The 14,887-nt window shown below is 36.8% G+C and carries 10 protein-coding genes and 1 tRNA gene; 2 read left to right on the forward strand and 9 right to left on the reverse strand.

Annotation, left to right across the window (positions count from 1 at the left end):
* Positions 1–44: 44 nt before the first annotated feature.
* The 6 genes from B176_RS0111125 to B176_RS0111150 form a co-directional block, all read right to left on the reverse strand.
* Complete coding sequence (locus tag B176_RS0111125) at positions 45–989, reverse strand: DUF5712 family protein (RefSeq protein ID WP_017258889.1); 945 nt, start codon at positions 987–989, stop codon at positions 45–47.
* Position 990: 1 nt separating this feature from the next.
* Complete coding sequence (locus B176_RS20295; protein WP_154647952.1) at positions 991–1,533, reverse strand: BfmA/BtgA family mobilization protein; 543 nt, start codon at positions 1,531–1,533, stop codon at positions 991–993.
* Positions 1,534–1,754: 221 nt separating this feature from the next.
* Positions 1,755–2,027: a helix-turn-helix domain-containing protein gene (locus B176_RS0111135; RefSeq protein ID WP_017258891.1), complete on the reverse strand. Its 273-nt coding sequence runs from the start codon at positions 2,025–2,027 to the stop codon at positions 1,755–1,757.
* Between the two features lie 556 nt (positions 2,028–2,583).
* Entirely contained in the window at positions 2,584–3,744 is a 1,161-nt protein-coding gene (locus tag B176_RS0111140; protein WP_017258892.1) for a Fic family protein, read from the reverse strand.
* A 104-nt stretch (positions 3,745–3,848) separates the two neighbouring features.
* On the reverse strand, positions 3,849–5,075 hold the full coding sequence (locus tag B176_RS0111145) for a site-specific integrase (protein WP_017258893.1): 1,227 nt from the start codon (positions 5,073–5,075) through the stop codon (positions 3,849–3,851).
* 517 nt (positions 5,076–5,592) lie between these two features.
* Positions 5,593–5,666, reverse strand: a tRNA-Pro gene (locus B176_RS0111150).
* 255 nt (positions 5,667–5,921) lie between these two features.
* Here B176_RS0111150 and B176_RS0111155 point away from each other — a divergent pair.
* Positions 5,922–6,650 (forward strand): (Fe-S)-binding protein, encoded by a 729-nt coding sequence (locus B176_RS0111155; protein ID WP_017258894.1) that lies wholly within the window; start codon positions 5,922–5,924, stop codon positions 6,648–6,650.
* On the opposite strand, the gene B176_RS0111160 is transcribed toward B176_RS0111155, so the two are convergent.
* The 3 genes from B176_RS0111160 to B176_RS0111170 all read right to left on the reverse strand — a co-directional run bounded on the left by B176_RS0111160 (position 6,624) and on the right by B176_RS0111170 (position 12,495).
* On the reverse strand, positions 6,624–9,308 hold the full coding sequence (locus tag B176_RS0111160) for a CHAT domain-containing protein (RefSeq protein WP_154647953.1): 2,685 nt from the start codon (positions 9,306–9,308) through the stop codon (positions 6,624–6,626). The two genes, B176_RS0111155 and B176_RS0111160, sit on opposite strands and share 27 nt — an antisense overlap.
* A gap of 28 nt (positions 9,309–9,336) precedes the next feature.
* Entirely contained in the window at positions 9,337–11,349 is a 2,013-nt protein-coding gene (locus B176_RS0111165) for a PKD domain-containing protein (RefSeq protein ID WP_017258896.1), read from the reverse strand.
* A 105-nt stretch (positions 11,350–11,454) separates the two neighbouring features.
* A complete protein-coding gene (locus B176_RS0111170; protein WP_017258897.1) occupies positions 11,455–12,495 on the reverse strand; it encodes an aldose epimerase family protein in 1,041 nt (346 codons plus the stop codon).
* A 181-nt stretch (positions 12,496–12,676) separates the two neighbouring features.
* On the opposite strand from B176_RS0111170, the gene rnr reads away from it, so the two are divergent.
* Positions 12,677–14,809 carry a ribonuclease R gene (gene rnr, locus B176_RS0111175; RefSeq protein ID WP_017258898.1) on the forward strand — a complete coding sequence of 711 codons (2,133 nt, stop codon included), beginning with the start codon at positions 12,677–12,679 and terminating at the stop codon, positions 14,807–14,809.
* Positions 14,810–14,887 lie beyond the last annotated feature (78 nt).

Here is a 14,887-nt window from a genome sequence, read left to right on the forward strand (position 1 = left end):
TTTACGGAACGAATGACAGAACCGGCTTCTGCCGATGGGGTATTTTACGACTGATGAGAGCGGTATTTTTTCTTCTTCTTTTTACTTTGATAAAACTCCTTCTGTTCCATTTCCGGCTCAACTTTCAACAAGCTTTCCAATAAACCCTCCTGTGAATTGGTTTTGAAAAAATCGCTGAAAAACGCTGGGTTTCTTTCCATAGAAATTTCTTTAGCCAGTTTAAAGGCAAGTGATTTTGCGTTGGGGTTGATTGCAATTCCTTTTGTTAGAACATCTAGCTTTTCTTTCTGCTGTAAACTTCCATTCTTTTGGATCATCGCATAACTTGCGGTTTCTTTGAACGCCCGAGTAAAACTGAATGTTTTATCAAACAATTCTTCACCGCATTGTTTGAAAGCAACACGGTTAAACTGACCCAGTTTCTGCGAATGATTTTCGTTTTTTCCTCTGGAAGTGTTCATCGGGCTGAGCTTGATCTTATCGGTAATATCTTTTCGGCTAACGATGATCTGGATGTGCATCTGCTCGCCGTCTTTCTTTTCACCGCGTATGCGCTCTCCGTTCTTTACTTCTCTATCCGTATGATTGAAATACCTAAAATTCTCCAACTTCCCAAACCAAAGCAGATCGCGGTTGCTTTCTACTCCGGGACGTTTAAAGTTTTTGGCATATTCATCCATTACTTTTTCTGCATATTTCTTCAGCTCGGCTTTTGCACCTTGCACTCCAAATTTATCCAATAAATGCCGAATCTCTTTTTGACTGGGACTGATGTTGACCAAGAAAAATTTGGCATCTGCTTTACCGAGTTTAGAAACATTGTTGTCCAATGCTCTCCTGACTTCATAAGCTTCCGTGGTTTGCTGTTGAGAACTGAACCAATTTTCAGGAGCATCTTTCAGCTCTTTTCTGTTTTCCTTTTCCAGATATTGCACCAAGCTACCGCTACTTCCCTTGTTGCTTCCCTGTGTCGTGATGTTGATGTGCATATCAAAGCATTTTTATATTGGCTATTGTTGTCTGAGAAAGTTCCGCTTTATCTTTCGCCGAAGTCATCATACCAAAAGCATCTCTAGCCGTAACATAATTATTGAAGATATACAGAAACTGTGATTTCAGATTTTCTTTGGTGCTCATGCTCTGGCTGATTTTGATCATCAGCTTCCGGTTTTCTTCACTTTCGCTTTTTTGATGTTGTTGATGGTCTTGCGTTTTCCGATTCTGCACCAAGATGTCCTCCGTAAAATGATTGGTCAAAAGTTGCAGACCTTTGATCATCCGGTCGGCATCCCGTTTGATCGGAATCAACAGTTCGCTTTCCTGAGTCTTGATAAAGCCGATATAATCTTTGTGGTTTTTCAGCAAAGTGTTCTTTAGCAGTTCGTCATTGATATCATTCGGGTCTTTCTTGCAGGAGTAGAAATAATCCACCATCTGCATAAAGGTATCTACTTTGGTTCTTCCCAGTTTGAACGCTATCTTCTTTAGTTTCTCGTCGGTTTTCAACGGAAATCTGATTGTTTTTACATTCATAAATATTTCTCGTAGGTATCTGTTTTTCTTAATGGAATATACCGCTCGGTATACTGTTTTGTCCGTTTCCAAGGCGCAATGCCAGCAAAGTATCCCCGGAGGATACTTTCAACCCCCTCAGTGATAGCTTAGGGCAAGAAAAGTAGGGCTCTGCCCAACTTCCGCTTGCTCCTTAAAATAGGACCGTCCGTCTAAATAGTTTGTGGAAAATCAAAGCGCAATTATTCAGATGCTCCATTGCCTTCCAATAAACCGATGATGTCTTCACGTTTGTAATAAAGCGAACCTCCAATTTTGGTAAAAGTTAAAGTACCGTTTACACGAAGCGTCTGCAAAGTTCCGGGAGAAATATTCAAGAACTTGCGTACTTCGTAACTCTTGAGCCATTCTTTAGGTGCTTCAAATTTTCCGGGTCTGATGATTTTGTGGATCTCGGTAAGCAGTTCCGCTTTGAACTGATAAAGGTCTTCTTTGGTTAGAATTTCTACTGACATAGTATTGTTTTTGTAGGTTCGTAAAATGCGCTGAGTGCGGACTGAATTTTTGCCATAAAGGCTTTTATTTCCTATCCATATCAACTGTTATCTTCTTCAAAATTCGGAACTGCTTTTGGATAAACATCACAACCTCAACCGGAGTTGTGAAGTTTTTTTATGATTGTTTTTTCCTTTTCTAAAAGCCAACCCGTAAAGAAAAACGGTCTCCAAAATTGGCTCTTACAAAGTTAAAAAGAATGGATGGGTTTATCCTAGCTAAAAAATGGACAGGATATTGAATCGTTTTTATGAGAAAAGTTGTGAATATTCTTGAGAAATTGAACACCTAAAAGTCAAATCAATATGATTTATAAAGTCAATTTTCTTTACATACCGGATTGCATATGTAAAGACTTTTGAGTTTTCTTTACGTATGAAAGAGTGATCAATAAAAAACTTGATTTAGGAATTGAAACAGAGATAATAAAACACTTGAGATATTTTACCGGTCAATAGATCGTTCTAAAATATATATTTTACGGGTATTAACCATCTTTATTCCCAATGTTTTCGATTATCTCCCTAAAAAATCTTCCTTTATCCTGTAACTGGTACTTCTTCCAGCACCTTCTTGTATGAGGATGTCTTTTTTTAATAAATCTTGAATATCCCTCAAAGCAGTATCTGTTGAGGTTTTTGTCATTTTAGCCCATTTGGAAACGTTTAATTTCCCAAAGAAATCGTCTAATAAAACCTGTAGCATTTTTTGCTGTCTGGCGTTAAAATCTAATGACTGATGTACTTCCCAAAACCTAGCTCTTTCTAATGCCTTTTCGATGGTTTTTTCTGTGCTTTCCATAGAATGGTAAAGGCAATCTAAAAACCAATCTAACCACGCGGTAATGTCTAAATCATCTTTTTGCGTACTTTCAAGAATTGAATAATAGTTATTTCTCTCCTTTTGGATTTGGGCAGACATTGAATAAAAACGCTGGGAGCTTTGATCTGCTCGAGCCAGTAGTAGATCGGCAATGGCTCTGGCGGTACGTCCATTACCATCATCGAATGGGTGTATAGTCACAAACCACAGATGTGCTATTGCCGCTTTAATTACCGCATCCATTTCTTCTTTACCATTTAACCACATTAGAAAGGTTTGCATTTCCTTATCTAATCTACTAGCTTCCGGTGCTTCAAAATGGACAATTTCTTTACCCATATATCCAGAAGTTACTTGCATTGGGTGTTCTCGCCAAGCGCCAACATTTATTTTGTACATTCCACTTCTTCCAGTAGGGAATAATGCGGCATGCCAACCAAACAGGCGTTCTTCTGTTAACTCGTCCGTATAGTTTTGTGTTGCATCCAACATCATTTCTACCACACCCTCCACATTACGTTCAGCATGTATGGTTCCGGCAACTTCTATTCCCAGCCGTCTTGCAATTGAAGACCTAACTTGTTCTGGGTTCAATAGCTCTCCTTCAATTTCGCTGGATTTTAAGACATCTTGAGTTAGGGTATATAACAACGTCTCTTCTTGGAACCTAAACCCCAAAGCCTTGACCTGCCCTAAAATTTTACCTTGTTGATGTCTAACTTTACCAAGCTTTGCTGATAAAACATCTGAGTTCCATTGAAAATCTGGCCACTGTTTTAAAAAGTGTATGTACATAATCATTGCAAATATGCGGTAAATATAAAATTTAATTACCGCATTTTTAAAACCATGCATATTTTATGCGGTAATTATCGTGGGTAATTACCGCAATTATGCGTTGAATGCTAATTTAAATTGATAAGATGAGCCGATTATTTTTATTAATCGGCTCATTGATCTCAGCCTAAAATCTTTCTTAGAGAAGCCATATCGCTCCCAAGTTTACTTTCTACAACCTTAGCGTAAATTTGTGTTGTACTCAATTTTGTATGGCCAAGCATCTTACTGATTGATTCAATAGGAACTCCGTTTGTAAGCGTTATGGTTGTCGCAAAAGTATGCCGAGCAATATGAAATGTAAGCGGTTTGGTGATTTCACAAGCAGTTGCAATTTCTTTGAGGTAGCTGTTCAGTTTTTGGTTGGAATAAGTTGGCAATAGTTTCCCTTCAGAGAGTGCTTTAGGATGCTCCTTATATTTTTCGATAATGTCGATAGCTTTAGGCAGTAAAGGAACAGTTACTGGTGTACTGGTTTTTTGTCGGGAAGTTTTTATCCATAGCTCGCCATCTTCTATGTTTACGACATTTGAAGGCAAAAGATTAAAGACATCTATATACGCCAATCCTGTGTAACAACTGAAAACAAAAAGATCTCTTACAGTCTGCAAGCTCGAACGTGTAAAAGTATGCTCTTCCAATCTCTTAAGTTCTTGTTTAGTCAGAAATTCACGTTCGGTTTTCTCAAACTTCAATTTATAAGCATGGAAAGGGTCTTTTTCTATCCACTCATGTTTTAGCGATAAATTAATCATCTTGAAAAATCGCTCTAAATGTTTCATGACGCCATTGTTCTGCAAAGCGATTTTTCCTTGCTTATTTTTAAGCCGGCGAAGGAAAAAATCAAAATCCATAATAAACTTATAATTCAGTTCGGAAAGATATTTGTCATTTGTGCCGTATTTCTCTTTCAGAAATTTTTTAAGGTATTTCTGCGTGGTGTAGTAGTTTTTCATTGTACCCCAAACCAAAATGCTACCTTCTTCCTGATTGTGAAGCTCAATTAATTTAAGGATGGTAAATTCCTGCTTATCCCCTCCGATAAATTTATTCTTAACGAGTTCAGCGGTAATCAAGGTTTTCTGCAATACCAATTCCTGGTAGGTGGCAACAATTCCAGACCGAAATTCTTCTAGATAGTTGTTCAGTTTGACAATTTCTGGTTTAGTCCCTTTCGCAATTCCTCTCTTTGCATTCCAATTAATTTCAGATATGTTTTGTTTGAGCGCCATGTCTGAGCGTTTTCCATTTACTGTGATTCGAACATAGATAGGCGCTTTGCCCTCTTTATCTTTTCTATTCTTTCTAATAAAAAAGAACATTCCAAAGGTATTTTGTGGTGTATTCATAACATTTGAAGCTTAAAATGACTGATTATAAAGGAAAAAAATCTAAAACCAGTCAAAATTTTTTAATTAAAACTCTAATTATCAGTCATTTACTATTCCAAAACTGCAATAAAAACAGGTAGCCGAATAGGACACCGAATGATTATTCAAGTAGCCGTAAAAGCACTTCTGAGGCATTTTTCTAGGTTTTCTAGTTAAAGGGATAATTCCTAGGACATTTTGTTTTGAACTCATATCATTTAATTTGTTTATAAATGATTGGTTTTGAAGTTGCCCCTTTTTAATAGGACACCCTGTTTATATTAAACAACCACAAAACCAATCAAAATTAACTAGTAAATAATTGAATATCAGATATTTAAAATATTATAAGTCCAAATATAGAGAATAAAAATAGGACACCGAATAGGACACCTTTACATTGGTTTTAATTGATATATATTGGTTTGATAAAAATGAAAAAACCCCTTAAATCATACAATTTAAGGGGTTTTAGTGACTTTTCGTAGCCTAAAAGTCGGGATGGCAGGATTCGAACCTGCGGCCTCCTGCTCCCAAAGCAGGCGCGATACCGGGCTACGCTACATCCCGATTATTCATCGTTGGGAGTGCAAATGTAGCTTTTTTATCATTAGCTCCAAATTTATTTTTACAAAAAATAAGCTTTAAATGCTTAATCATTTAACATTTAGCTTAATCAACTGATTTTTAGAATATTAATTTCCAAAAAATTCTCAGCAATTTCTGTAAAAAACTAAACCTATCGCTTTACGTTAAAATTGACACGATAAATGCCAGTTTAAATCTTATTTCTTTAATTTTGGATTTTAGTATCAGAACGCAACTATGAATGTAGAATTGTTTATTCCTTGCTTTGTTGACCAGCTTTACCCAGAAACAGCAAAAAACACCTATAAGATTTTACAAAAAGCAGGATGTAATGTAATTTATAATCCGGAACAGACTTGTTGTGGTCAGCCGGCTTATAATGCGGGCTTTTGGGACGATGCAAAGGAAGTTGGCAGTAAATTTCTGAATGATTTTTCTGAACAGAATTACATCGTTTCTCCATCTGCTTCCTGTACTGGAATGGTAAAAAATTCTTATAACGATTTATTCTTTAACACCTCCATCCATAACAAGTGTAGAAATATCCAAAGCCATATTTACGAACTATCTGATTTTCTAATCAATGTATTAAAGAAGGATTATTTTGGGGCTGAGCTACTGGGAAAAGCTGTTTTCCACGATTCATGTAGTGGATTAAGAGAATGTAACATAAAAGAAGAGCCTCGGAAGTTGCTTTCTAAAGTTTTAGGTTTGGAAGTGGTAGAGATGAAAGACAGTGATGTTTGTTGTGGATTTGGGGGAACTTTCGCGGTGAAATTTGATGGAATTTCTACCGCTATGGCCGAACAAAAGGTTCAGAACGCTTTAGACACGGGCGCAGAAATCATCATTTCAACTGACACATCTTGTTTATTACAACTACAAGCTTACATCGATAAAAATAATATTCAAATTAAAACGATGCACCTTGCGGATGTTTTAGCCACGGGTTGGGGAAATGTTTAATCGTTTTTTACGATAAAAAAACACTACAATACCAAGTAAAATCGATAAAGAAACACCACTATAAACTAGAAAGTGGCCAGGCTCTTCTATCGTCACCCCAAAATCTTCACCGGTATAAATCAAGCTATCCCAATAATAGGGCAATAATACCATCTGATTTTTATGCTTTTGTTTAAGCCATTGTAACTTGGTTTTTGCCAACGTACCTGCTGTGGTTTTTCGTTGTAACAAAGTTCGATAATAGTTCACCATCAAATCTGCTCCCGATTGATCATTTACATTCCATAAGCTTGAAATCACACCTTTTGAACCCGCAGCAATAAAACCTCGAGAAAAACTAAGTACGCCCTCACCCGATAGATAAGCGCCATCAGCAGTTTGACAAGCACTTAATACGACCAGTTCTGGTACTTTTTGTTGACTCGCTAATTCCAAAAGATAAAATCTATCGTGGTACAACTCTAAAACGGGTTCTTTTAAGCTATCTGTAAGATATGAATGACTACTAAGGTGCAAAATATCAGAATGGTTAATAGCCTGTTTAAAATTATCAACGGTGGCATCCTCATTTTTAAAAAAATCTCCTTTAATAAACCTCTTCAACGCATCATATTCGGCAACCACCGCTGGGATTTCATTTTTTGAGGACCCTGTTCGCGATAAAAATATGCCTGTAAATTGGTATCTGTAAGCTGTTTTAGATCGCTTTACTGACGGGATAGAACTTAGCGAGAAACCATAACTTATTTCAACTTTCTTAATTAAAAAAGGCCATTGTGCTACGTTTTTAGCCACACCAGATTCAGTAATCAGACTTTCAAAAGGTAGAAAATTCAAAATTCCATCTTTTATAAGTAATACTTTTTGGTTATTGATATTGACTTGGGAAAATAGTAGCTTTTGGATATTATTTGACGCATTATAAAAAGCTTGAGGATTGTTAATCATTTCTGCAGGGCCATTATAAAAGTACTTCTCTAAGTAATGACCAACCGAGGCTGAAAGCTGTTTAGTAGTTCCAAGTTTAATAACCTGACTCACTTTATGATGGTTCGCAATAATCATATAGCTATTTCTATCTCCACAGAAAAAAATAATTGCTTGCTTTTCTACCGGTATTTTTTGCAGTATTTGCGTGGCTTTAAGCGTTAAACTAGGGTTTTTCTGATTCAATTGTTTCTGTAGGCTGGAAAGCTGAAACTCTAGATCGGCTATTTTTTTTAAGATAACAGTATTTGAATTGCTTTGCTTTTGTTTTTGATAGTACGACAAAAGCTGTTGGATTTTAATCTTTTGCTGTTGTAGCGGATTTTTCTTTCTTTTAGAATCGCTTGACTGACTTGCATTGAGTTCATCAAACAAAATTCGGGACTTTGTTTGCTCAGAAAACATGAGGATATGGTTAGCATACACAGCATCCTTAGTCTTAACCCATAACTCATACGATTTCTCAATAACCAGTTCTGCCAAAGCTTTGGACTCTGCTTGAAGTCGCTCCTTTGAAACATCATATGTGTATTCTTTCCTCAGCTCTTCGGCAACGGCAAAAGCTAAAATAGATGCCTGTAACGACTGCTTTTTATCACCTAAACGCGCTAACACTTCGGCTTTACCCATTAAAGCAGCCTGTAGCTTATTTTCGCCGAAAAGCGTACGCTCATCTGGCAAATCGTTGGGTTTTAATAATTTAAACTCTGGCAATAAGTAAATCAAGGCTTGATTATACTGTGAAAGTGCTTGCTGATAGTCTTTTTGGACTAAATAAACGCTTCCTAATTGGTTAATGAGATAAGTAAGTTCCCTTTTTCGCCCACCACCCAAAAGCGAGTATATTAATTTTTGTGCATTTTTATAAAAATTTTTGGCCGATTCTAAATTCTCTTGATTGAGCTGAATATCTCCAGCGAGCGTATAAGCGCTCAGCAACCAATATGCGGTGGAGCTATTTAATTTCTGGAGTTTTAAATGCCTAATCGCGGTAGAAACAAAACCTTCGGCCTTAGCGTAATCTTTATTCTCATTGCTGATATCGGCCATGTTAGATAACAGCAAACCGTAGATCGCACTTTTTTTATCAGCTATTTTCAAACCCGCTAATGCTGATTGCTCTGCATTTCTCAAGTCGTTTTTTGAGCGATAGGAAGTAGATAAATTACAATAGGCTGAGGTTGCGAGGTCTAACTTGTTTTGCTTTAGAGCCAGATTCAAACTCCGTTTTTGGATGTAAATCGCTCGCTCATAATCGCCCAAACGGGTGTAATTGTTAGATAGTGGCTTTAAAATGTATTCTTCGATATCTAAACCAGTTGGATGTTTTTCCGAGAATTCATAAGCGTTCTCGTAACAAGTAATAGACGCCAGTATATCACCGTTTTGAAGTTGATAGTAACCTTGGTTAACCAGTAAAAACAACCACGATTCATTTTCTTGTTGAGTTTTTGGTGCTCTCCAAGCTAACTTATTGGTTTGCATTAGAAACAACAATCGTTCTGACGGTTGAATTAAAGCAAAATCGACCCTGCTATCTATCCATTTTGCTAAACTATCCTCGGTCTTAAATACACTGAGTTTCTTTTGAAATACAGCATCAGTATTTTGTCCAAAAGTTGTGGAAAAAGTTATAAAAATACAGAAGATGAATATTGAAATTCTCGCCAAAACCAGGTAAATATTTAGCTAAAAGTAGCTAAAATTTCCAGCTTAGGTAAGTAAAAAGTCTTTCGTCCTTTACCGAAAACGAATGGATATACCTAAAACCTAAAGCCGGACCTTTACGTACCAAGCCAACTTGCACATCTACGAAACCTGCAGTTGCAAGCTCCGAAAAATTATAGTTTTGTTTAGCTAATAGAATTTGATCGGTAAAATTACTGACCTCTCCTGTCTGATTGTTACGTTGCACCAGAAATGACCGTTGATAGTTGTTAGTGCGCTGATTAATAGTTAAAGAAAGAATTCCTCCCGCCCCTATTCCGACAAAAGAATTAAGATTGTATCGCAACTGCAGAGGCACCAAATCTATATTTAAATGGTTGGATTGCTGGTAAAACTCTCTACCAGTAATTAAATAACTGCTTTTTACATCATTTATATTAATTACAGTATCTCTGTCGAGTTTTGTAGTGCCCTTAAGCTCATTAGAATAATTATAATACCCTAAATAAATTTCTGCTTGTAGGTATTTTCTGTACGGAGAAAATGGTGAAATACTAAAGCCCAACGAATAGCTTTTATCGCCATAATCGTTCAAATTTTTATTGCTACCCAACATTCCGTAGCCCGTGATTACACCCGGTGAAATGCCAGGTTGGAATTTCCCTTTTGATTGATTGGTGTAAATAGGCTCGTTCTTATCAAAAATTATTGCGGCGCCACTATCAAAAGGCTTTTTCTTTGGTTTTTTAATAAATTTGATACTGTATTCCACAAAGCCTTTGGTAGAGTCGGCATCGTTTACACCGTCTTGTTGCATTCCTTTGAGGTAAATATTTCTGAAGACAAAATTCACGCTATCCTTATTTGTTAAGGTATCCATAACAGAGCCAGTTAGGTAGCTGGAATCTCGTAACGCAACTTTAGGGTTGGTATCTAAAATTTTAATCGATGATTTATCTAAGTTCTCTGGAATCTTTACGCCAACATTCACCATTTTAGCTGGACCTTTTCCCGTATTTTGGAAGCGGACTTTATAGTTTAACCGTCTATTTTTGCCCATGAAACGGTAATTCATGGAACGGTTGCGCAACATCATTTTATTTGGATCATGAGAGGCTACAATCTGTAATTCCAAATCGTAAACGTTTACGTCTGCCGTTGGGTTATCTGGAATAACCATGGCAGAAATAGTAACCACCGCGTTCGTATCTGCTAGCATTTCGGGCGTAGTTTTCATGCTAAAAAACATAAAACGTTCTTCCGCTTGTCCAAGGTTATCGTAAGTCCAAGCGTCCATATTGCGGTACTTAGCAACACGCTCTTTTATCAATTCCGATTTACTTTTCAAATCGAATGCATTCAAATCATTAGATGGTCCGTTTTGCGCATAATATTTTTGGCTAGGCATATAATGGTTTGCCATCTGTAGAAAATTCGTGTTTTCTGTTTTCTTTTCACCGTGATGCAACCTTACGGTATCTATCAAAAAATTATCCTTGGCAAATTCCTTATCGTTGTAAAACAAAACCACTTTCCCTTTGCCTTGTAAACTGCCAAGCATAAAATCCATTTTATAGCCTAAAATCAACACCATTTCCTCGTCGGGCTTTGGCATATTATTGGTCTTTAAGGCTAAATTTTCGTCGGTTTTGAAAAATTTTGTTGCATTAGCCAATTTGGTTGGATTGGCGTTTTGCTTAATATTGATGGTTCCTGGGCGACGTGGCGGTGGTTTTCCATCATCGTAGTTGTTAGTTGCAAATAAACGTGGGTGGTAAATCCCTTTTGTTTTATAAATATGCTGGGGCTCTTTTTGAAAAGAGAATGCTCCATCTCCAAACTCCCAAAAATACGTGTAAAATGGTTCTGGCGCCCCAGCGATTGGTCTAAGCGGGCGTAGTTCTGATGTGAATCTCACAGAATCGCCTTTGAATGCATAATTAATTTTAACTGGAATTGTATCCGTAGGATGAACCTGGGCATTCGCTTTATCCACAGCAAAACCAAAAAAGAATATGATTATATAAACCAGAAATTTACGCATGTAAATAAATTTATAAAATTTAAATGACAACAAGGTATCTAATACTTATAAAGTAAGCCTATGATTTGTTACCTGTCTTCCAAAAGAAAGTTATAAAAAACTTGATTAGCTTACTTTATAAACTGTTATCGATTTAAATTCCTCTCCAGCTTTCAACACCGTTGAAGGGAAGTTTTGTTGATTTGGAGAGTTTGGGTGATGTTGTGTTTCAAAGCAAAAGCCCGTTCTTTCGCTGTAAGAAGTGCCCCTTTTTCCTTTATCACCAGCTAAATAGTTGCCGGTATAAAACTGCATCCCGGGTTCTGTGGTATAAATTTCAAGCGTTAAACTTGTTTGATCTCCCTTTGCGGAAGCGGCAAAATTCATAATCTCTGTTTGATTAATGGCAAAAGAATGGTCGTAGCCGTTACCGAACTTTAACTGTTCATTTTCCAAATGAATATCCTGTTCTATTGTTTTACCTTCCCTAAAATCAAAGGGTGTATTTGCTACATCTTCAAACTCGCCTTTTGGGATACAATTTTCCTTAATGGGCAAAAACTCATCCGCATTAATGCAAATCTCGTGGTTTAAAATTGACCCGCTTTCTTCCCCATTCAAATTGAAGTAAGCGTGATTTGTTAGGTTAATAACGGTATCCTTATCCGTTTTAGCGCTATAATTAACAATCAGTTCGTTATCATCTGTAAGCGTAAAGCTCACCTCGCAGGTTAAATCCCCAGGAAAACCTCCTTCCCCATCCGGACTTAATATTGCCAGTTTTATGCTATTCTCTTTCACTTCTTTTACGTCCCAAACTTTGTTGTGAAAAGCGATGTTTCCACTGTGCAAACTGTTACCGCCATTGTTGGCATCTAACTGATATCTTTCACCGTTTAATGTAAATTTCGCGTCTTCTATACGGTTTGCAAATCGACCAACGGTAACTCCGTAATAAAGTTCGTTCTGCTTGGAAATATATTCTTCTAATGAATTAAAGCCGAGCGTAATGTCAACAGGTATGTTTTTTTTTGAAACAATAAAGTGCGTTATTCTTGCTCCATAATTACATATTCCAACATTTATCTCCTCATTTTTTAACCAAAATAATGCAACCTGCTTATTACCGATACTCTGTTGAAATGCTTTCTGTATATTCTCTAACATAGGTTTTGTAAATTGATATCGCTAAAATAAAAAATTGGATCAGTTTTAGAAGATTAAAACTTTTTTACAGGTAAAACTTAAGAAAAAATAAATGTTAAACGAATATTAAAAGATTTATAAAAGCTAAAAATTAAAACATAATCTCTATTTTGAGCTTTAAAATAAGATAACAATTATCTCAATGTCAAATCACCAAGGAAATTCCATAAAAAAGATTTTAACCGAGTTAATCTCAAACGTACTGGAAAAATCGGGCAACAAGCCTATGAACCACCGCCAAATAGCAAATAAGTTAAATATTATAGATCCAGATTCTAAGACCACAATTTTAGAAGTTTTGGAAAGCCAAACCGAAAAAGGCGTTTTTTTAGAAATAGGCAAAGGGAAGTATAAACTACACGAGGTAAAAGCGTTTTTAACAGGAAAAATAGCGATGTCAAACGATGGTTCGGCATTTGTAATTCCGGACGATGAGCTTGAAAAAGATATTTACATAGCACCAAGAAAGGTGAGAACAGCCTTACACGGCGATAAAGTAAAAATCCACGTTTACGAAAGTAGTAAGGGAAAACGTAAGGAAGGCGAGGTAGTGGAAATTTTGGAACGCGTTAAAATGGAGTTTACCGGCATCGTTAAACTGAGTCAGCATTTTGCTTTTTTTATCCCCGATGACCGTAAAATGTTGCATGATATTTTTATCCCGTTGGAGGATTTGAATGGTGCAAGAAACGGCGTAAAAGCTTTAGCAAGAATTGTAGATTGGCCAGCAGGCGCTAAAAACCCTGTAGGAATTATCAAGAGTGTTTTAGGAAAACAAGGCGAGAACAACACCGAAATGAACGCTATTTTAGCAGAATACGGTTTTCCATTAGCTTTTCCAGACGAAGTTGAAAAAGAGGCTCAGGAAATTTCGCCCGAGATTACAGCAGAAGAAATTGCTAAACGACGTGATTTTAGAAAAACCTTAACTTTTACCATCGATCCGTTTGATGCCAAAGATTTTGATGATGCCATTTCTTTTAAAACTTTAGAAAACGGGAATTACGAAGTTGGTGTGCACATTGCAGATGTTTCGCATTATTTGATTCCGGACAGTATTTTGGATAAGGAAGCTTATGACCGTGGAACTTCGGTTTACCTGGTTGATCGAGTGATCCCGATGTTGCCTGAAGTTTTATCAAATAATTTATGTTCGTTACGCCCTAAAGAAGAAAAACTGTGCTTTTCTGCAGTTTTTGAGATGGACGAGACCGCAAATATTGTTGGCGAGTGGTTCGGTAAAACCGTGATATATAGCGACCACAGATTCGCTTATGAAGAAGTTCAGGAAATTATCGAGAATAAAGCCGGTGACTATGCCGAAGAAATTTTAAAACTGAACCATTTAGCACATATTTTAAGAGATAAGAAATTTAAACATGGCGCCATTAGTTTTGAGTCAACAGAAGTTAAGTTTAAGCTTGATGAACATGGAAAACCTATCGGAGTTTATGTAAAAGAACGTAAAGATGCGCACAAACTGATTGAGGATTTTATGCTTTTGGCAAATAAGAAAGTCGCGGAGTTTATTGCTAAAAAAGGAAAAGGAAAACATAAATATACGTTTGTTTACCGGGCGCATGATTCGCCAAAGCCAGATAGCTTAGTTGCTTTTGCAGTGTTTGCCTCGAAATTCGGGCATAAAATCTCCACTAAGTCTGATAGAGACACCGCAAGAAGCCTGAATAAATTAATGGCTGATGTGGAAGGGACAAAAGAGCAGAACGTGTTAACGCAGTTGGCTATACGTTCCATGGCGAAGGCCATTTATACTACAAAAAGCAGTAGTCATTATGGCTTGGCGTTTGATTTTTACACCCACTTCACCTCTCCTATCCGTCGTTATCCCGACATTATGGTTCACCGATTGTTAGAGTATTATTTAGCCGGTGGCGATAGTGTAAATGCAGATCATTATGAAAAAATGTGCCAGCATGCCTCGCAGATGGAGAAAAAAGCCGCTGATGCAGAACGAGCTTCTATCAAATACAAACAAGCTGAATACTTGGAAGATAATATCGGACAAATTTACATGGGTATTATTTCTGGCGTTACCGAATGGGGAATGTATGTAGAAATCCAGGAAAACAAATGCGAGGGTATGATTAGGCTACGTGACATTTCTGATGATTTTTACGTTTTAGACGAGAAGAATTATTGCATCATTGGGCAAAAGAAAAAGCGCACTTACCAACTTGGCGACGAGGTCAAAATTAAAGTGAAACGTGTTGATTTAGCGAAAAGACAGATAGACTTTAGTTTGATTGTGGAGTAGAGATACTTGTTTGAGAGTAAGGAATAACGAACAAAGAGTAAAGATGAGAGCTAACCTCCATGTTTTTTAAGGAAAATA

This window comes from Pedobacter arcticus A12, from assembly GCF_000302595.1.
GTDB lineage: Bacteria > Bacteroidota > Bacteroidia > Sphingobacteriales > Sphingobacteriaceae > Pseudopedobacter > Pseudopedobacter arcticus.